Source organism: Bacillus sp. SCT118 (assembly GCF_058566435.1).
Map to the genome: position 1 here is coordinate 1,811,731 of NZ_CP191225.1, position 18,194 is coordinate 1,829,924.

Annotated in this window: 22 protein-coding genes; 21 read left to right on the plus strand and 1 reads right to left on the minus strand. The window is 42.5% G+C overall.

Features of this window, described 5'->3' with window-relative positions:
* Positions 1 to 6: 6 nt before the first annotated feature.
* The 7 genes from sleB to fni all read left to right on the plus strand — a co-directional run bounded on the left by sleB (position 7) and on the right by fni (position 6,475).
* Positions 7 to 924 (plus strand): spore cortex-lytic enzyme, encoded by a 918-nt coding sequence (gene sleB, locus ACQVGT_RS09420; RefSeq protein WP_015483386.1) that lies wholly within the window; start codon positions 7 to 9, stop codon positions 922 to 924.
* Between the two features lie 34 nt (positions 925 to 958).
* On the plus strand, positions 959 to 2,311 hold the full coding sequence (gene ypeB, locus ACQVGT_RS09425) for a germination protein YpeB (protein WP_015383986.1): 1,353 nt from the start codon (positions 959 to 961) through the stop codon (positions 2,309 to 2,311).
* A gap of 93 nt (positions 2,312 to 2,404) precedes the next feature.
* A complete protein-coding gene (gene dgrA / locus ACQVGT_RS09430; protein ID WP_015383985.1) occupies positions 2,405 to 3,058 on the plus strand; it encodes a cyclic di-GMP receptor DgrA in 654 nt (217 codons plus the stop codon).
* A 44-nt stretch (positions 3,059 to 3,102) separates the two neighbouring features.
* A complete protein-coding gene (locus ACQVGT_RS09435; RefSeq protein ID WP_003230553.1) occupies positions 3,103 to 3,279 on the plus strand; it encodes a YpfB family protein in 177 nt (58 codons plus the stop codon).
* A 78-nt stretch (positions 3,280 to 3,357) separates the two neighbouring features.
* Positions 3,358 to 4,032 (plus strand): (d)CMP kinase, encoded by a 675-nt coding sequence (cmk, locus tag ACQVGT_RS09440; RefSeq protein ID WP_015383984.1) that lies wholly within the window; start codon positions 3,358 to 3,360, stop codon positions 4,030 to 4,032.
* Between the two features lie 232 nt (positions 4,033 to 4,264).
* Positions 4,265 to 5,413, plus strand: a complete 1,149-nt coding sequence (gene rpsA, locus ACQVGT_RS09445) for a 30S ribosomal protein S1 (protein WP_015383983.1) — start codon at positions 4,265 to 4,267, stop codon at positions 5,411 to 5,413.
* Positions 5,414 to 5,425: 12 nt separating this feature from the next.
* Positions 5,426 to 6,475, plus strand: coding sequence for a type 2 isopentenyl-diphosphate Delta-isomerase (fni, locus tag ACQVGT_RS09450; protein WP_015483385.1), 1,050 nt, complete (start codon positions 5,426 to 5,428; stop codon positions 6,473 to 6,475).
* 42 nt (positions 6,476 to 6,517) lie between these two features.
* Here the strand turns inward: fni and ACQVGT_RS09455 are convergent, their stop codons facing one another.
* Positions 6,518 to 6,649 (minus strand): YpzI family protein, encoded by a 132-nt coding sequence (locus tag ACQVGT_RS09455; protein ID WP_003225499.1) that lies wholly within the window; start codon positions 6,647 to 6,649, stop codon positions 6,518 to 6,520.
* A gap of 77 nt (positions 6,650 to 6,726) precedes the next feature.
* Here ACQVGT_RS09455 and ACQVGT_RS09460 point away from each other — a divergent pair, with 77 nt between their 5' ends.
* The 14 genes from ACQVGT_RS09460 (at position 6,727) to hepT (ending at position 18,160) form a co-directional block, all read left to right on the plus strand.
* On the plus strand, positions 6,727 to 7,326 hold the full coding sequence (locus tag ACQVGT_RS09460) for a YphA family membrane protein (protein WP_015383981.1): 600 nt from the start codon (positions 6,727 to 6,729) through the stop codon (positions 7,324 to 7,326).
* Entirely contained in the window at positions 7,323 to 8,216 is an 894-nt protein-coding gene (locus tag ACQVGT_RS09465; RefSeq protein WP_003230562.1) for a YIEGIA family protein, read from the plus strand. Before ACQVGT_RS09460 ends, ACQVGT_RS09465 begins: the two co-directional genes overlap by 4 nt.
* On the plus strand, positions 8,213 to 8,407 hold the full coding sequence (locus tag ACQVGT_RS09470) for a capping complex subunit for YIEGIA (RefSeq protein WP_003230563.1): 195 nt from the start codon (positions 8,213 to 8,215) through the stop codon (positions 8,405 to 8,407). Before ACQVGT_RS09465 ends, ACQVGT_RS09470 begins: the two co-directional genes overlap by 4 nt.
* A 153-nt stretch (positions 8,408 to 8,560) precedes the next feature.
* Entirely contained in the window at positions 8,561 to 9,871 is a 1,311-nt protein-coding gene (gene der, locus ACQVGT_RS09475) for a ribosome biogenesis GTPase Der (RefSeq protein WP_015383980.1), read from the plus strand.
* A gap of 17 nt (positions 9,872 to 9,888) precedes the next feature.
* The gene (locus ACQVGT_RS09480; RefSeq protein WP_015251807.1) at positions 9,889 to 10,926 is read left to right on the plus strand and encodes an NAD(P)H-dependent glycerol-3-phosphate dehydrogenase; all 1,038 of its coding nucleotides are present in this window, start codon (positions 9,889 to 9,891) and stop codon (positions 10,924 to 10,926) included.
* A gap of 339 nt (positions 10,927 to 11,265) precedes the next feature.
* Positions 11,266 to 11,469, plus strand: a complete 204-nt coding sequence (locus tag ACQVGT_RS09485; RefSeq protein ID WP_004399143.1) for a DUF2768 domain-containing protein — start codon at positions 11,266 to 11,268, stop codon at positions 11,467 to 11,469.
* Between the two features lie 21 nt (positions 11,470 to 11,490).
* Positions 11,491 to 12,225, plus strand: coding sequence for a YphF family lipoprotein (locus ACQVGT_RS09490; protein WP_015383979.1), 735 nt, complete (start codon positions 11,491 to 11,493; stop codon positions 12,223 to 12,225).
* Between the two features lie 180 nt (positions 12,226 to 12,405).
* The gene (gene spoIVA / locus ACQVGT_RS09495; RefSeq protein WP_014480131.1) at positions 12,406 to 13,884 is read left to right on the plus strand and encodes a stage IV sporulation protein A; all 1,479 of its coding nucleotides are present in this window, start codon (positions 12,406 to 12,408) and stop codon (positions 13,882 to 13,884) included.
* A gap of 373 nt (positions 13,885 to 14,257) precedes the next feature.
* A complete protein-coding gene (hbs, locus tag ACQVGT_RS09500) occupies positions 14,258 to 14,536 on the plus strand; it encodes a non-specific DNA-binding protein Hbs (RefSeq protein WP_003153447.1) in 279 nt (92 codons plus the stop codon).
* A 187-nt stretch (positions 14,537 to 14,723) separates the two neighbouring features.
* Positions 14,724 to 15,296 carry a GTP cyclohydrolase I FolE gene (folE, locus tag ACQVGT_RS09505; RefSeq protein WP_003225516.1) on the plus strand — a complete coding sequence of 191 codons (573 nt, stop codon included), beginning with the start codon at positions 14,724 to 14,726 and terminating at the stop codon, positions 15,294 to 15,296.
* A 21-nt stretch (positions 15,297 to 15,317) separates the two neighbouring features.
* Positions 15,318 to 15,545 carry a trp RNA-binding attenuation protein MtrB gene (gene mtrB / locus ACQVGT_RS09510; protein ID WP_015383978.1) on the plus strand — a complete coding sequence of 76 codons (228 nt, stop codon included), beginning with the start codon at positions 15,318 to 15,320 and terminating at the stop codon, positions 15,543 to 15,545.
* Between the two features lie 163 nt (positions 15,546 to 15,708).
* Entirely contained in the window at positions 15,709 to 16,464 is a 756-nt protein-coding gene (hepS, locus tag ACQVGT_RS09515; protein ID WP_015483384.1) for a heptaprenyl diphosphate synthase component 1, read from the plus strand.
* Positions 16,465 to 16,470: 6 nt separating this feature from the next.
* Complete coding sequence (gene menG, locus ACQVGT_RS09520; RefSeq protein ID WP_003230580.1) at positions 16,471 to 17,172, plus strand: demethylmenaquinone methyltransferase; 702 nt, start codon at positions 16,471 to 16,473, stop codon at positions 17,170 to 17,172.
* Positions 17,173 to 17,197: 25 nt separating this feature from the next.
* Positions 17,198 to 18,160 carry a heptaprenyl diphosphate synthase component II gene (gene hepT / locus ACQVGT_RS09525; protein ID WP_003246013.1) on the plus strand — a complete coding sequence of 321 codons (963 nt, stop codon included), beginning with the start codon at positions 17,198 to 17,200 and terminating at the stop codon, positions 18,158 to 18,160.
* Positions 18,161 to 18,194 lie beyond the last annotated feature (34 nt).

Sequence of the window (18,194 nt, forward strand, 5' to 3'; positions counted from 1 at the left end):
GAAAAGATGAAGTCCAAAGGATCGATTATGGCATGTATCATCCTTTTTTCCTTTACAATAACGACGTTTATTAATACTGAAACGATCTCTGCCTTTTCGAATCAGGTCATTCAAAGAGGGGCAACAGGGGATGATGTGGTCGAACTTCAGGCGCGTCTTCAATACAACGGATATTATAACGGAAAAATTGACGGGGTTTATGGATGGGGGACGTACTGGGCAGTTCGAAATTTTCAGGATCAATTCGGGTTAAAAGAGGTTGACGGCCTTGTAGGAGCTAAAACAAAGCAAACCTTAATATGTAAATCAAAATACTATCGTGAATATGTCATGGAACAGCTCAATAAAGGGAATACATTCACGCATTACGGAAAAATTCCGCTGAAGTATCAGACGAAACCGTCAAAAGCAGCAACACAAAAGGCAAGACAACAAGCAGAAGCACGGCAGAAACAGCCTGCTGAAAAAACAACGCAGCAGCCTAAAGCGAATGCGAATAAACAGCAAAACAATACACCAGCAAAAGCAAGAAAACAGGATGCGGTAGCAGCGAACATGCCTGGTGGATTTTCCAACAACGATATCAGGCTGCTTGCTCAAGCGGTTTATGGCGAAGCCCGGGGCGAGCCGTACGAGGGGCAGGTTGCTATTGCAGCAGTCATTTTAAACCGTTTGAACAGCCCGTTATTTCCAAATTCAGTAGCGGGGGTTATTTTTGAGCCGCTTGCCTTCACAGCAGTAGCCGACGGACAAATTTACATGCAGCCGAATGAAACGGCACGAGAAGCAGTGCTGGATGCCATCAATGGCTGGGACCCATCAGAGGAAGCACTTTACTACTTTAATCCGGATACGGCTACAAGTCCGTGGATTTGGGGGCGTCCGCAGATTAAAAGAATCGGTAAACACATTTTCTGTGAGTAGCAGATATGAGAAAGCATAAAAAGAGGTGTGATAAATGATCAGAGGAATTTTAATCGCCGTGCTTGGTATTGCAATAGTCGGTACAGGCTACTGGGGATACAAAGAACACCAGGAAAAAGACGCAGTTCTTCTTCATGCTGAAAATAACTATCAGCGGGCGTTTCATGAGCTTACCTATCAGGTGGATCAGCTTCATGATAAAATCGGAACAACACTTGCCATGAACAGCCAAAAATCACTGTCGCCTGCATTGATCGATGTGTGGAGGATTACATCAGAAGCTCATAACAGCGTCAGTCAGCTGCCGCTTACATTAATGCCGTTTAATAAAACTGAAGAGCTATTATCAAAGATCGGCGATTTCAGCTATAAAACGTCAGTCAGAGATTTGGACCAAAAGCCGCTTGATAAAAACGAGTATACATCACTAAATAAGCTATATCAGCAGTCCGAAGATATACAAAATGAATTGCGTCATGTTCAGCACCTTGTCATGAGCAAAAACCTTCGTTGGATGGACGTAGAAATGGCCCTGGCTTCTGACGAAAAACAAAGTGATAATACGATTATCAACAGCTTTAAAACAGTCGAAAAAAATGTTGGTGCATTCTCCACTGGCACTGATCTTGGCCCGAGTTTCACCAGCACGAAAAAAGAAGAGAAAGGCTTCAGCCATCTGAAGGGAAAACAAATTTCCGAACAGGAAGCAAAACAAATTGCTGAGCGCTTTGCCCCAGATGACAATTATTCAATTAAAGTGGTAAAGAGCGGAAAAAAAACAAATCGCGATGTATATAGCATCAGCATGAAAGATCCAGACCATAAAGCAGTGATTTATATGGATATTACGAAGAAGGGCGGGCATCCGGTATATTTGATCCAAAACAGAGAAGTGAAAGATCAGAAAATCAGTTTAAATGACGGATCGAACCGAGCGCTTGCATTTTTGAAGAAAAACGGATTTGAAACAGATGATTTGGAAATTGATGAAAGCGCCCAATATGATAAAATCGGTGTATTTTCATATGTTCCTGTTGAAAATAAAGTCCGGATGTACCCGGAGGCAATTCGTATAAAAGTGGCCTTGGATGACGGTGAGGTTGTCGGCTTTTCAGCAAGAGACTTCCTCACATCTCACAGAAAAAGAACCATACCTAAGCCTGCAATTACTGAAGCAGAGGCAAAGTCTAAATTAAATAAAAATGTACAAGTGAGAGAAACAAGGCTCGCTTTGATTACAAATGAACTAGGTCAAGAAGTGTTATGCTACGAAATGCTTGGAACAATTGAAAATGACACATTCAGAATGTATATCAATGCCAAAGACGGATCGGAAGAAAAGGTTGAAAAACTAAAAAATGCAGAACCTATATATAAAGACCTATAAAAAACAGGAGGAAAGGACTAAATGTCTTTTCCTTTTTTTCATTACGTGCTTTAATAAAAACGTGAGTATATTGAATGCGAAAGAGTGAAGTCAATGATAGAGATTGGAGAAAATGTACTTTTAGAATATATAGAAGAAAATGAATTGAAAAAGGCAAAAAGCAAGGCGGTCAGCATCGAAAACAATGAACTTTTGATCGCGTATCCTGTTGATGTAGTTACAGGGCGAACTGTGATTTTACATAACGATATGGAAGTAACGGTAGAGTTTGTGGGAAAAGACGAAGTTCCTTATCGCTTTACAAGCCGTATAAAAGGTAAAGTGAAGGACAAACTTCAAATGATCTGTCTTGAAGTGCCTCCCCGTGAAAAAATGAAAAGAATCCAGCGCCGCCAATATGTAAGAACTGATGCGGTATTAGATGTGCAAATTCAGCCGGGAAATGAAGAAGAGTTCCGCACACTATCCTATAACGTCAGTGCAGGCGGCATCGCCGTGGTTTTAGCTCATGGCCTTTCTTTTCAATCGGGGGAATCATTGCGCCTGATCATCCGTCTTCCTGAAGAGGAGCACACACGTCAAATAGAAACAGAAGCAGTTGTCAGACGAATCTTTGATGACCCCAAGTCAGGAAAACGCAAAATGACTTTAGAGTATTCAGAAATTGCAGCAGGTGACCAGCAGGCTTTGCTTCAATACTGCATCCGGCGCCAGTTAAATAAGAGAAGAAAGGCCCGAATGGAATAAACATCGGCAAACACTTCCATACTATTTGTAATGGAGGTGCTCCAATGAAAACATTTGAACGGCTGCTGATCAAATTATTGTTCATTCAGGCCATCATTTTACTTGGTGTCCAATTTCTCTTTCACTATCAGCATATTGAACCATACGTATCAAAAGTGATTCAATATGAAGGGGTGGATAAAATGGAGGAAAACAATAGGATTGAAACCTTCAAACATTAATTATTCATCAATTTTTCACCCTTTTTCATAAAGTTCGTGATACAATCCATAGAGGAGAAAAGAGCAAGGAGAGGAATTATGGAAAAGAAATTATCGATTGCAATTGACGGCCCGGCAGCTGCGGGGAAAAGCACCGTTGCCAAAATTGTGGCTGAGAAAAAATCGTACATATATATTGATACAGGAGCAATGTATCGGGCGATAACATACGCGGCTTTACAGGAAAACGTTGAGCTTACAAATGAAGAAAAACTGGCTGAGCTGCTAAAGCGGACAGACATTGAGCTGATTACAACAAAAGATGGACAAAAAGTGCTTGTAAACGGCACCGATGTAACTGAGGCGATCAGAACAGATGAAGTCAGCAACCAAGTTTCAATTGCGGCCAAGCATAGAAGTGTCAGAGAAGAAATGGTGAAACGCCAGCAGCAGCTTGGGGAAAAAGGCGGCGTCGTCATGGATGGTCGTGACATCGGGACGCATGTGCTGCCAAATGCAGAAGTAAAGATCTTTCTTTTGGCATCTGTTGAAGAGAGAGCGAAACGCCGTTATGAAGAAAATGTGAAAAAAGGCTTTGATGTCAACTACGAAACATTAATTGAGGAAATTGCAAGAAGAGACAAGCTTGATTCAGAGCGTGAAGTATCTCCGCTGCGTAAAGCAGAAGATGCTCTTGAAATCGACACGACATCGCTTTCCATTCAAGAGGTAGCTGATAAAATCCTCGAGGCTGTGGAGCAAAAGTCCCGCTGAGGATGTCAAATGCCACTTTTTTTGAATTTTTCAACGAAGATAGAATGTTATTGCTTGACAAACCTGTCCTTTTATTAGAAGTTAATACTAATAAAACTTTTTATTGATCATTCAAAAAACTTTTTTGGATGATTCTTTAATACATATTCGGCTAAAAGCGGGCATGTTATATGTTCAGCTTTCAAACCGTTTTAATTAAGCTGTGTAGGTTTGGACCAAGGAGGTTATTCAAATGACAGAGGAAATGAATCAAATTGATGTTCAAGTGCCAGAGGTTGGAGATGTAGTTAAAGGGATTGTGACAAAGGTAGAAGACAAACATGTAGATGTAGAAATTATCAATGTCAAACAATCCGGTATTATTCCAATCAGTGAATTATCAAGTCTTCATGTAGAGAAAGCATCGGATGTTGTTAAAGTAGACGACGAGCTTGACCTGAAAGTAACAAAAGTGGAAGACGATGCTTTGATTTTATCTAAACGTGCTGTTGATGCAGACCGCGCTTGGGAAGACCTTGAGAAAAAATTTGAAACAAAAGAAGTGTTTGAAGCTGAAGTGAAAGATGTCGTGAAAGGCGGCCTTGTCGTTGATATCGGCGTTCGCGGTTTTATTCCGGCATCACTTGTTGAAGCACATTTCGTTGAAGACTTCACTGACTATAAAGGAAAAACACTGTCACTGCTCGTTGTAGAGCTTGACCGTGATAAAAACCGCGTGATCCTTTCACACCGTGCTGTTGTTGAAAGTGAACAAGCGAATAAAAAACAAGAATTTCTTCAGTCTCTTGAAGTTGGAAGTGTACTTGATGGCAAAGTACAGCGCCTGACTGACTTTGGCGCGTTTGTTGATATCGGCGGCATCGACGGACTTGTACACATTTCACAGCTTTCCCACTCTCATGTAGAGAAGCCGTCTGACGTTGTTGAAGAGGGACAAGAAGTAAAAGTGAAAGTGTTATCGGTTGACCGTGACAATGAACGTATTTCTTTATCAATCAAAGATACACTGCCTGGACCTTGGAGCCAAATCGGCGAAAAAGTGAAGCCTGGCGATGTGCTTGAAGGAACTGTACAGCGTCTTGTAAGCTTCGGTGCCTTTGTTGAAATCCTTCCAGGTGTTGAAGGTCTCGTTCATATTTCTCAAATTTCCAATAAACACATCGGCACGCCGCATGAAGTCCTTGAAGAAGGACAGACTGTAAAAGTGAAGGTTCTTGATGTGAATGAAAATGAGGAGCGCATTTCATTAAGCATGCGTGAACTTGAAGAAACGCCTAAAGCTGATCAGGAAGATTACCGTCAATATCAAGCGAAGGAAGAAACAAGCACTGGCTTCCAGCTTGGAGATCTGATCGGAGATAAGCTGAATAAACTAAAATAATTGGTGATAAACGTGACTCGAGCAGAACGAAAAAGACAACACATCAATCATGCCTTGTCCACCGGCCAGAAGCGGGAAACAGGTCTTGATGATATTACGTTTGTTCACGTCAGTCTGCCCGATCTTGCATTAGAACAAGTAGATATTTCCACAAAAATCGGCGAACTTTCAAGCAGTTCGCCGATTTTTATCAATGCAATGACTGGCGGCGGCGGAAAACTTACATATGAGATTAATAAATCGCTTGCGCGAGCGGCTTCTCAGGCTGGAATTCCCCTTGCTGTGGGATCGCAAATGTCAGCATTAAAAGATCCATCAGAGCGTCTTTCCTATGAAATTGTTCGAAAGGAAAACCCAAACGGGCTGATTTTTGCCAACCTGGGAAGCGAGGCAACGGCTGCTCAGGCAAAGGAAGCCGTTGAGATGATTGGAGCAAACGCACTGCAGATCCACCTCAATGTGATTCAGGAAATTGTGATGCCTGAAGGAGACAGAAGCTTTAGCGGCGCACTGGAACGTATTGAACAAATTTGCAGCCGGGTCAGTGTACCAGTCATTGTGAAAGAAGTCGGATTCGGTATGAGCAAAGAATCAGCAGGAAAGCTGTATGAAGCTGGTGCTGCAGCTGTTGACATTGGCGGTTACGGGGGAACAAATTTCTCGAAAATCGAAAATCTCCGAAGACAGCGGCAAATCTCCTTTTTTAACTCGTGGGGCATTTCGACAGCTGCAAGTTTGGCGGAAATCCGCTCTGAGTTTCCTGCAAGCACCATGATCGCCTCTGGCGGTCTGCAAGATGCACTTGACGTGGCAAAGGCAATTGCGCTTGGGGCCTCTTGCACCGGAATGGCAGGGCATTTTTTAAAAGCGCTGACTGACAGCGGTGAGGAAGGACTGCTTGAGGAGATTCAGCTGATCCTTGAGGAATTAAAGATGATTATGACCGTGCTGGGTGCCAGAACGATTGCCGATTTACAAAAGGCGCCCCTTGTGATCAAAGGTGAAACCCATCATTGGCTCACAGAGAGAGGGGTCAATACATCAAGCTATAGTGTGCGATAAATGATAAAAGCCCAAAACCATATGTGGTTTGGGCTTTTTGTATTATGATTTTCGCTTTTTGAATCTTCCGTTTTGTTCAAGGCTTGTCGCTCCGTCATAGTGAATGGACTGGTCGCGGTCTGATTCGACTCTGCCTGAAGCTTTGAGTTTTTTCTCTTGCCTGTCTTTTCCCATGATCATACTCCTTAATGTGAGATCGATTGTTTAAAAAATGTGCTTGAACTCCATACTGGGAATATGGAGGAAGTAAAATGGAACAATTTTATTACTATTGGTCAATGTGGTTTCTTTGGGTTTTGACAACATTTATTTTTGAAAAGACGAAAAGACGAATTGCCGTCTCTGTCTTTATTTTAACTAATATTATTCTAAGCATACATGACATCGTTTTATATTTTTCCCTGAATGCTGCATATATGATGTTTTTCGTTTGCGGATGTGTCTATGCCGCGTATTTGGGAATGTATCGTTTTCGTTACATCATGGTCTATCTGACGCTTGTTGCCGCGTATGCGTTTGTTTATCTTTTTGCATTATATGACCCTGTTTGGTTCATCATAAAACCTGAGTGGGCTGCTGTTATATTAATAGTGCTTTTAACAGCTTCTGTTGAAAGGAATTTTGAGAAGCAGCTTGTCTTATTTGTCCTAGGGATGTGCCAAGGCGAACTGGTGTATTCATTTGTGATCCAGAAGTTGGCCGGGGCTATGGCTGTCGGCGGCTTTCAATGGCTGAATGCGTGTTCTGCGGGGATGATATTGCTGTTTGGCATATCTAAATACGAACACCTCGCAAGCCAGATTGGTCAGAAAAGCAAAAGATCAAACAAAGGAGCTACCAAAATGTCATGAGTGATTACATCTATCCGATTATTGCTGGGGTCATTGCCGGAATTGCGACAAGGCTTTATATGCTGAAAACGGATTACCGCCAGTATCCGACCTATGTTCATGGGAAAGTGATTCACATCGCACTGGGGTTGATAGCGGCTGGTTTAGGTGCAATTATTATGCCGGCGCTTTTGCAGGAGGAATTTACGGCCATCACATTTTTAACATTGGCAGCGACGCAATTTAGAGATGTCCGAAACATGGAGCGGAACACATTGACGCAAATGGATTCGTATGAGCTTGTCTCAAGAGGAAGCACATATATTGAGGGGATTGCCATTGCGTTTGAAAGCAGAAATTATATTGTGATCTTTACAGCGCTTTTGACAACCTCTGCGTATGTGTTTTTATCCATCTGGGCTGCTGTCATAGCGGCTGTCGTTTGTTTTTTACTGGCCATGAAATTTATGTCGGGCAGTGTGTTGAAGGATATTGTAGACATCGAGTACATAAAGCCGCGCTTTGACGGTCCGGGACTGTTTGTTGATAATATTTATATGATGAATATCGGGCTTCCAGAGAAACAGGAACTGATTTTAAAGCATGGCATGGGCTTTATTTTAACGCCAAAAAACTTTAATTCAGCAGCGACGATAGCAAATTTAGGGCAGCGTCAGGCCATTTTATTTGATGTTTCCAATGTGCTCGGGGTTTATCGGGATTCAGGAGAGCCATCTTTGACACCAATTGCAAAACGGGATTTAAATGATGGAAGAGTGGCAGTATTTGTTCTCCCGCAAATTCACCATCCCGAAACGGCTGTTCAAATTATTAGCAATGTTCCAACCCTGGAAAATGCGATTAGAATGCCGACTGAATTTATCAAAAATCAGGATAAGGTGATAGGATGAGTGAATCTCTTACGAAAGTGATTTTGTCTGTAATCACGACAAATCGAAACCGGGTTGCAGGGGGAGCACCTGTCTTTTTTTGCAATGACCAAAAGGAGATGGAGCTTTTCGCTAAAAATCTTGAGGCGATCCTTGATGGAATAGCTCACAGAATCGGAGATGACGTGTATTTGATCGTGAAACATTTTTAAGAATAGTTGTGATCCCAGTAAAAACTGATATAATAAATGAGTTAAGCCCTTCCTCTGAAGGGTTTCTTTTCATAAAAGTGAATGGAATGATTTTAATAACCGGTTGAAAATTTATGTAAAAATGAAAGCGGCTGGATTGAAAGGAAGGGTACTATGGGTAAACCTGTCGTAGCCATTGTCGGGAGACCAAATGTAGGAAAATCCACAATCTTTAACCGGATTGCGGGAGAAAGAATTTCAATAGTAGAAGATACCCCTGGCGTGACAAGGGATCGGATATACAGCTCGGCTGAATGGCTGAATTATGATTTTAATTTGATTGATACGGGCGGTATTGATATCGGTGATGAGCCGTTCTTAGCGCAGATTCGCCAGCAGGCTGAAATCGCCATGGATGAAGCGGACGTGATTATTTTTATGGTGAACGGCCGTGAAGGCGTGACAGCTGCTGATGAAGAAGTGGCGAAAATTTTATACCGCACAAAAAAGCCTGTTGTTTTAGCGGTTAATAAACTGGATAACACAGAAATGAGAGCGAATATTTATGATTTTTATTCGCTAGGCTTTGGCGAGCCGTATCCAATTTCGGGAACACACGGACTCGGACTGGGTGATTTACTGGATGCCGTTGCAGAGCATTTTAAAAACATTCCAGAAACGAAATACAATGAGGAAGTTGTTCAATTCTGTCTGATCGGACGTCCGAATGTCGGAAAGTCTTCACTTGTGAACGCAATGCTCGGCGAAGAACGCGTTATTGTCAGCAACGTGGCTGGAACGACAAGAGATGCTGTTGATACGTCATTTACTTACAACCAGCAGGAGTTTGTCATTGTCGATACTGCAGGTATGCGAAAAAAAGGGAAAGTCTATGAAACGACTGAGAAGTATAGTGTACTGCGGGCGCTGAAAGCGATTGACCGCTCAGAAGTCGTGGCGGTTGTGCTGGATGGCGAAGAAGGCATTATTGAACAGGACAAGCGTATCGCCGGTTATGCACACGAAGCGGGCAAGGCCGTCGTCATCGTCGTAAACAAATGGGATGCTGTTGACAAAGATGAGAGCACGATGAAAGAATTTGAAGAAAATATTCGCGATCATTTTCAATTTCTGGATTATGCACCAATCCTATTTATGTCTGCCTTAACGAAAAAACGGATCCATACGCTGATGCCTGCGATTATCAAAGCAAGTGAAAATCATTCACTTCGAGTTCAAACGAACATCTTAAATGATGTCATCATGGATGCTGTGGCAATGAACCCGACACCGACTCATAACGGTTCTCGTTTGAAGATTTACTATGCGACTCAAGTGTCGGTAAAGCCGCCAAGCTTCGTTGTGTTTGTAAACGATCCGGAATTGATGCATTTTTCATACGAACGGTTTTTAGAAAACCGAATCAGAGACGCGTTCGGTTTTGAGGGGACACCAATCAAAATATTTGCAAGAGCTAGAAAATAAAAAGGTGTGAAGCAAATATGAAAAAAGTCACAATGCTCGGAGCAGGGAGCTGGGGAACAGCACTGGCTTTAGTGTTAGCTGATAATCATCACGATGTAACCATGTGGGGGCACCGTGCAGATCTGATCCATCAAATCAATGATCAGCATGAAAATAAAGATTATTTGCCGAACGTCAAGCTTCCAGAATCTATTGAGGCAACAACGGATATGAAGACAGCTGTTTCAGACGCGGATTTCATTATCGTTGCTGTTCCAACAAAAGCAATTCGTGAAGTGCTGAGACAGGCTGTCCCTTTTATAACGAAAAAGGCAGTCTTTGTTCATGTCAGCAAGGGTATCGAGCCAGATTCACTTCTGCGTATTTCTGAAATTATGGAAATTGAGCTCCCGAGTGATGTCAGAAAAGATATCGTTGTCCTTTCCGGCCCGAGTCATGCGGAAGAAGTAGGGCTGCGGCACCCCACAACTGTTACTGCATCTTCAAAGAGCATGAGGGCAGCAGAAGAGGTGCAGGATCTATTTATTAATCACAATTTTCGGGTGTACACAAATCCTGACATTATCGGAGTTGAAATCGGAGGGGCTTTAAAGAATATTATTGCCCTTGCTGCAGGAATTACAGATGGTTTAGGGTACGGCGACAATGCCAAAGCTGCTTTGATTACACGCGGACTTGCCGAAATCGCGAGACTCGGAACGAAAATGGGCGGAAATCCCTTGACGTTCTCTGGATTGACAGGAGTAGGCGATCTGATTGTGACGTGCACAAGTGTTCATTCCAGAAACTGGCGTGCGGGCAATTTGCTCGGAAAAGGGTACAAGCTTGAAGATGTTCTTGAAGAGATGGGAATGGTAGTCGAAGGCGTCCGCACGACGAAAGCGGCTTACCAGCTTTCGAAGAAATATGATGTTAAAATGCCGATTACAGAAGCTCTCCATCAGGTCCTATTCAACGGACAAAAAGTGGAAACCGCTGTTGAATCTTTAATGGCGAGAGGGAAAACCCACGAGATGGAGGATTTGGTAAATACGTTTGAAAATCAAGTGAAGTAAAAGTGTCAATCGTATGGTGAAACGCATATCTTAATTGAACGAAAGCCCGAAAAACAGAAGAACACCCAAGTCTTGGGATCTCCTGAAACATTTTGCCGATTTAGGCAATAGAGGATGCATCTGTATTCCATGTCGCATACTATAGCATCGAAGTCCAAGAGAGTGTTTCTTAAACGTGCAGGTGAATATAGTCAAGTTGACTGAAGCGAAGGTCCCCCTCTTTGCTTCAGTTTTTTTTTGTTCTATCAAAGGATGGAAAATCTGGTTGATCTTTTCCGGCGCTGTATATTAAAATATAATATAACGCTTACATCATACATATCGGGGAGGCGCACGTCATTGAATCTGGCATTGATGAAAATGTGGTTTGCTCTAGGGTCCATGGGTCTGATGTTTCTGGCTGTAGCTTCCATCTATTTAAGCCGCTTTAAATGCCAAAACCGTTTTTTGAAGATTGCAATTTCATCATTCGCATACATGTGTATGCTCATATCTGGAATTATTGTGTTTGTCGTGGTTTTTAGCGGCCCTGTCAATGAATAAAGCTGTAAAAGGAAGTGCTGTATGGGTAAACTGAAGTGCGCAATCATTTTTGCGGCAGTCGTGTTTTTATCCGGATGTTTATATCCAAATGAACGGAAAAGCAGTGTGCATGCCATTCCTTATCAAGACCAGCTAAAGCAGGTTCAGTCTGCTGTTGATGAATTTCAAAAGGCAAATGGAGGGCTGCTTCCCATTCAAACCAAAGATATGTCGACACCGCTATATCAAAAATATCCGATAGACTTTAACCGGTTAGCGCCAAGATACATAGCTGAACCTCCAAGTACGGCATTTGAAAGCGGGGGAGACTATCAATACGTGCTTGTTGACGTAGAGAACGATCCGACTGTTAAATTAATTGATCTAAAGATGGCAGAAAAAATTCGCGATGTGAAATTGCGCATCCAAATGTATCGTCAGGAGCATCAATATCCGCCTTACAAGGATGTGCTATCTCGTGATTTATTTACTCTCGATGGGAAGAAGCTTGGGGATGGAAGCTCTCTTACAGTGACAAGCCCAATCTCAGGGAATTCCTTGCCGCTTATGATTGACGGAGACGGAGAAATATATGCTGATTACCGGACTGAGCTGGCTTCTTGCCTCAAAAAAAGCAAGAAAACGTTTAAACCCGGGACTGAAATCCAGGATATGATTTGGCAGGAAACCCCCTTTGTCCCCGCGTTTTCTGTAACATATACGGTAAATGACAAACAGGAACCTGTTTTTTTAGAAAATGATATGAAAAAGGAATGAACCTTTCTCTCTTGCATACAAATAGGGAGAAAGGTTTTTTTATATTAATAGATTGAGGATGAGAAATTTTCTAAAGATGTCATATTCAAATAGGACAACGTCATACACATATAGTGTCCTGTGTTTGATTGAAAGAGCTTAATAAAATTGAAAAGGATAGGAAGTCCGGGAGGGGATCACTTGGAAAAGGTCGATATTTTCAAGGATATCGCTGAACGAACAGGAGGCGATATATACTTAGGAGTCGTAGGTGCTGTCCGTACAGGAAAATCCACGTTCATTAAAAAATTTATGGAGCTTGTGGTGCTCCCGAATATCAGTAACGAAGCAGACCGGGCCCGAGCGCAGGATGAACTGCCGCAGAGCGCAGCCGGCAAAACCATTATGACTACAGAGCCTAAATTTGTTCCGAATCAGGCGATGTCTGTTCATGTGTCAGACGGACTCGATGTGAATATAAGATTAGTAGATTGTGTAGGTTACACAGTGCCCGGCGCTAAAGGATATGAAGATGAAAACGGGCCGCGGATGATCAATACGCCTTGGTACGAAGAACCGATCCCATTTCATGAGGCTGCTGAAATCGGCACTCGAAAAGTCATTCAAGAACACTCGACCATCGGAGTTGTCATTACGACAGACGGCACCATTGGAGATATCGCCAGAAGTGACTATATAGAGGCTGAAGAAAGAGTCATTGAAGAGCTGAAAGAGGTTGGCAAACCTTTTATTATGGTCATCAACTCAGTCAGGCCGTATCACCCGGAAACGGAAGCCATGCGCCAGGATTTAAGCGAAAAATATGATATCCCGGTATTGGCAATGAGTGTAGAGAGTATGCGGGAATCAGATGTGCTGAATGTGCTCAGAGAGGCCCTCTACGAGTTTCCGGTGCTTGAAGTGAATGTCAATCTCCCAAGCTGGGTAATGGTGCTGAAAGAAAACCATTGGCTGCGTGAAAGCTATCAGGAGTCCGTGAAGGAAACGGTTAAGGATATTAAACGGCTCCGGGACGTAGACAGGGTTGTCGGCCAATTCAGCGAGTTTGAATTCATTGAAAGTGCCGGATTAGCCGGAATTGAGCTGGGCCAAGGGGTGGCAGAAATTGATTTGTACGCGCCGGATCATCTATATGATCAAATCCTAAAAGAAGTTGTGGGCGTCGAAATCAGAGGTAGAGACCATCTGCTTGAGCTCATGCAAGACTTTGCCCATGCGAAAACAGAATATGATCAAGTGTCTGATGCCTTAAAAATGGTCAAACAGACGGGATACGGCATTGCAGCTCCTGCTTTAGCCGATATGAGTCTCGATGAGCCGGAAATTATAAGGCAGGGCTCGCGATTCGGTGTAAGGCTGAAAGCTGTCGCTCCGTCGATCCATATGATCAAAGTCGATGTCGAAAGCGAATTCGCCCCGATTATCGGAACGGAAAAACAAAGTGAAGAGCTTGTACGCTATTTAATGCAGGACTTTGAGGATGATCCGCTCTCCATCTGGAATTCCGATATTTTCGGAAGGTCGTTGAGCTCAATTGTGAGAGAAGGGATTCAGGCAAAGCTGTCATTAATGCCTGAAAACGCACGGTATAAATTAAAAGAAACATTAGAAAGAATCATAAACGAAGGCTCTGGCGGCTTAATCGCCATCATCCTGTAATACCGGTAGACCTCTTTATAGAATAGGAGGTCTTTTTTCTTTGCTCTTAATAATGGAAAAGGATCAAGGAATAGGATGAAAAAAGGAAAAAAAGGAATATTTGTTCGGTAAATCACCTTAAATCCTTGACGAGCAAGGGATTGACGCTTTAAAATGCTTGATATGGCTTTTTATATGTGTTACTCTACATACAGAAATTCTTCACTTTGTTGGACAAACATTCCTCAGAGTGCAGTTTTTCTTAAAAAGCCGTTTAATTGTCTTTCTCTTACTTGCTCTCATTTTTTTCTGAGACAGGTTTAGAATCAGACTGAACTGTGAAGAAATGATAATAAACGAACTGAATGTATCCTTTTGGGAGGAGGTGAAAGGCATGAACAAAACAGAACTTATCAATGCGGTTGCAGAAGCAAGCGAATTGTCTAAAAAAGACGCTACAAAAGCAGTTGACTCTGTTTTTGATACGATCTTAGATGCACTTAAAAACGGTGATAAAATCCAACTGATCGGTTTTGGTAACTTCGAGGTGCGTGAACGTTCTGCACGTAAAGGACGCAACCCTCAAACAGGTGAAGAAATCGAAATTCCAGCAAGCAAAGTACCTGCTTTCAAACCAGGTAAAGCGCTTAAAGACGCAGTTGCCGGAAAATAATTGTGAATATAGATCGTGTATGCATCTAGCTTACATACACTTTATTTCTTCACAGAAAAGCCCCTTTCTAAGGGGCTTTTCATATTTCAAGAGCATGGGCTTCCTGACAGGGCATTCACTTTGCTTTTAGCGGGGCATATGTGCTAGAATCGAAATTAAATGTATTCATTGGTGGAGGACATAGAACATGAAAGAAGTTAATAAAGAGCAAATCGAACAAGCTGTTCGTCAAATTTTAGAAGCGATCGGAGAAGACCCGAATAGAGAAGGGCTTCTTGATACTCCGAAAAGAGTCGCAAAGATGTATGCCGAAGTATTCTCCGGCTTGAATGAAGATCCAAAAGAACATTTCCAGACTATCTTCGGTGAAAACCATGAGGAGCTTGTTCTTGTAAAAGATATCGCGTTTCATTCTATGTGTGAGCATCACCTTGTTCCCTTTTATGGAAAAGCACATGTTGCATATATCCCGCGAGGCGGAAAGGTCACAGGACTCAGCAAACTGGCACGTGCCGTTGAAGCCGTTGCAAAGCGCCCGCAGCTTCAGGAACGCATCACTTCTACAATTGCAGAAAGCATCGTAGAAACGCTTGATCCGCATGGCGTAATGGTAGTGGTTGAAGCGGAACACATGTGCATGACGATGCGCGGTGTAAGAAAACCGGGTGCGAAAACTGTGACTTCAGCAGTCAGAGGCGTTTTTAAAGATGATGCCGCTGCCCGTGCAGAAGTATTGGAACATATTAAACGCCAGGACTAATAAAGATAGAGGGTGCTATAAATGAACCAAAAGCATTCAAGTGATTTTGTCGTCATTAAAGCCGTTGAGGACGGAGTGAATGTGATCGGCCTGACAAGAGGAATAGACACAAAGTTTCACCATTCTGAAAAACTCGACAAGGGAGAAGTGATCATCGCTCAGTTTACAGAGCATACTTCTGCCATTAAAGTCAGAGGAGAGGCACTGATTCAAACCGCGTACGGAGAAATGAAAAGCGAAAAAAAATAAGCTGGCTGTCCCCGCTGTTAAAAGCAAATGCTCGCAAACAGCGGGAGGATACAGCCAATTTCTTTTTTTTATGCTATAATGATACCTGCGTAAGCGAATGAAAAGATAAAACTCATACATAGATTAAGAAATAAATGTGAATTTGGGGACAAGGGTGATATTTTTGCAAGACATCTACGGAACTTTAGCCAATCTGAACACGAAATTAAAACAAAAGCTGTCTCATCCTTATTTAGCGAAGCATATTTCTGCGCCGAAAATTGATGAGGATAAGCTTCTTCTTTTTCATGCTTTATTTGAAGAAGCTGCCATAAAAAACAACGACAGAGAAAATTATATTGTAACAGCGATGCTTGTACAAAGCGCCCTTGATACCCATGATGAAGTGACGACAGCTAGAGTCATAAAACGAGACGAAAACAAAAACCGCCAATTGACTGTTCTCGCGGGCGATTATTTCAGCGGGCTGTACTACTCTTTACTATCTGAAATGAAGGATATCTACATGATTCGGACGCTTGCTACAGCCATTAAAGAAATCAACGAACATAAAATTCGTCTATATGACCGTTCTTTCAAGGACGAAAACGATTTTTTCGAAAGTGTCGGCATCGTTGAATCAGCTTTATTCCATCGTGTGGCGGAACACTTCAACCTCCCGCGCTGGAAAAAGCTGTCGAGTGATTTTTTTGTATTTAAGCGGCTTATGAACGGAAATGATGCATTTCTGGATGTGATCGGCAGTTTTATACAGCTGGGAAAAACAAAAGAAGAGATATTAGAAGATTGTTTTAAAAAAGCGAAAAACAGCATTGAGTCACTTCTGCCTCTAAATTCACCTATTCAGAACATTTTAATAAACCGTCTGAAGACAATCAGCCAAGATCAAACCTATCATCAGAAAGTGGAAGAAGGGTAAACCATTATGCAGGACTCAAAAGAACAGCGCGTACACGGAGTATTTGAAAAAATATATAAAAACTATGACCAAATGAACTCTGTCATCAGTTTTCAGCAGCATAAAAAATGGCGCGACAAAACGATGCGCATCATGAATGTAAAAGAAGGCGCAAAAGCACTTGATGTCTGCTGCGGAACGGCTGACTGGACGATCGCTCTTGCAAAAGCGGCCGGCAAAAGCGGCGAGATCAAGGGCTTGGATTTCAGTGAAAATATGCTGAGTGTCGGCGAGCAGAAAGTAAAAGACGGCGGATTCAGCCAAATTGAACTGCTGCACGGAAATGCGATGGAGCTTCCTTTTGATGATGATACATTTGATTATGTCACCATTGGCTTCGGACTCCGCAATGTCCCTGATTACTTGACTGTACTGAAAGAGATGAGACGTGTAGTGAAGCCGGGCGGGCAGGTGGTATGTCTGGAAACGTCCCAGCCGGAAATGTTCGGATTCAGACAGGCTTACTTTATGTACTTTAAGTACATTATGCCGTTTTTCGGGAAACTGTTTGCGAAGAGCTATAAAGAATATTCTTGGCTTCAAGAATCAGCCAGAGACTTCCCTGGAATGAAGGAACTGGCAGGCCTGTTTGAAGAGGCGGGCCTGAAAAATGTTAAATATCATTCGTTTACTGGCGGAGTCGCTGCCACGCATATCGGATGGAAATGAAAACACAGATGTTTGGGTGAATGATATGAAATTTAAAATGGCCTACTCTTTTTTAAATGACGATATTGATGTAATCGAGAGAGAACTTGAACAAACCGTACGTTCCGATTACCCGCTTTTAAGCGAGGCAGGTCTTCACTTGCTGCAGGCCGGAGGGAAACGTATTCGGCCTGTTTTCGTACTGCTTTCCGGCATGTTTGGCGATTACGATATTAATAAGATTAAATATGTCGCCGTCACTCTGGAAATGATTCACATGGCATCTTTGGTTCATGATGATGTTATTGATGATGCGGAGCTTCGCCGAGGGAAACCGACAATCAAAGCAAAGTGGGACAATCGTATTGCGATGTACACAGGCGATTATATGCTTGCGGGATCTCTTGAAATGATGACGAGAATTAACGAACCGAAAGCCCATAGGATTTTGTCACAGACGATCGTTGAAGTTTGTCTAGGGGAAATTGAGCAGATCAAAGACAAATACAACATGGAACAAAACCTCAGAACGTATCTCCGCCGTATCAAAAGAAAAACGGCTCTCTTGATCGCGGTCAGCTGCCAGCTCGGTGCTATTGCGTCTGGGGCTGATGAGAAGATTCATAAGGCATTGTACTGGTTTGGGTATTACGTCGGCATGTCTTATCAGATTATTGATGATATTCTTGATTTTACTTCAACTGAAGAAGAGCTGGGTAAACCCGTTGGAGGAGATTTGCTTCAAGGAAACGTCACATTGCCAGTGCTGTATGCCCTGAAAAATCCTGCATTAAAAAACCAGCTTAAATTGATTAACAGTGAGACAACGCAGGAACAGCTTGAACCAATCATTGAAGAAATCAAAAAAACAGATGCAATTGAAGCATCTATGGCAGTAAGCGAAATGTATCTGCAGAAAGCTTTTCAGAAATTAAACACGCTTCCTCGAGGGCGCGCACGCTCGTCTCTTGCAGCCATCGCAAAATATATCGGTAAAAGAAAATTTTAATTTTTGTAGATATTAAGAAATTTCTCCGCCCCGG

Bases quoted from the DNA above. Each gene is read 5' to 3' on its own strand.
- ACQVGT_RS09465 (WP_003230562.1), top strand. From the start codon at position 7,323: ATGAGTGATTACATCTATCCGATTATTGCTGGGGTCATTGCCGGAATT.
- folE (WP_003225516.1), top strand. From the start codon at position 14,724: ATGAAAGAAGTTAATAAAGAGCAAATCGAACAAGCTGTTCGTCAAATT.
- ACQVGT_RS09455 (WP_003225499.1), bottom strand. From the start codon at position 6,649: ATGGGAAAAGACAGGCAAGAGAAAAAACTCAAAGCTTCAGGCAGAGTC.
- sleB (WP_015483386.1), top strand. From the start codon at position 7: ATGAAGTCCAAAGGATCGATTATGGCATGTATCATCCTTTTTTCCTTT.
- cmk (WP_015383984.1), top strand. From the start codon at position 3,358: ATGGAAAAGAAATTATCGATTGCAATTGACGGCCCGGCAGCTGCGGGG.
- hbs (WP_003153447.1), top strand. From the start codon at position 14,258: ATGAACAAAACAGAACTTATCAATGCGGTTGCAGAAGCAAGCGAATTG.
- mtrB (WP_015383978.1), top strand. From the start codon at position 15,318: ATGAACCAAAAGCATTCAAGTGATTTTGTCGTCATTAAAGCCGTTGAG.
- ACQVGT_RS09490 (WP_015383979.1), top strand. From the start codon at position 11,491: ATGGGTAAACTGAAGTGCGCAATCATTTTTGCGGCAGTCGTGTTTTTA.
- der (WP_015383980.1), top strand. From the start codon at position 8,561: ATGGGTAAACCTGTCGTAGCCATTGTCGGGAGACCAAATGTAGGAAAA.
- rpsA (WP_015383983.1), top strand. From the start codon at position 4,265: ATGACAGAGGAAATGAATCAAATTGATGTTCAAGTGCCAGAGGTTGGA.
- menG (WP_003230580.1), top strand. From the start codon at position 16,471: ATGCAGGACTCAAAAGAACAGCGCGTACACGGAGTATTTGAAAAAATA.
- hepT (WP_003246013.1), top strand. From the start codon at position 17,198: ATGAAATTTAAAATGGCCTACTCTTTTTTAAATGACGATATTGATGTA.
- ACQVGT_RS09435 (WP_003230553.1), top strand. From the start codon at position 3,103: ATGAAAACATTTGAACGGCTGCTGATCAAATTATTGTTCATTCAGGCC.
- ACQVGT_RS09470 (WP_003230563.1), top strand. From the start codon at position 8,213: ATGAGTGAATCTCTTACGAAAGTGATTTTGTCTGTAATCACGACAAAT.
- ypeB (WP_015383986.1), top strand. From the start codon at position 959: ATGATCAGAGGAATTTTAATCGCCGTGCTTGGTATTGCAATAGTCGGT.
- ACQVGT_RS09460 (WP_015383981.1), top strand. From the start codon at position 6,727: ATGGAACAATTTTATTACTATTGGTCAATGTGGTTTCTTTGGGTTTTG.
- dgrA (WP_015383985.1), top strand. From the start codon at position 2,405: ATGATAGAGATTGGAGAAAATGTACTTTTAGAATATATAGAAGAAAAT.
- ACQVGT_RS09480 (WP_015251807.1), top strand. From the start codon at position 9,889: ATGAAAAAAGTCACAATGCTCGGAGCAGGGAGCTGGGGAACAGCACTG.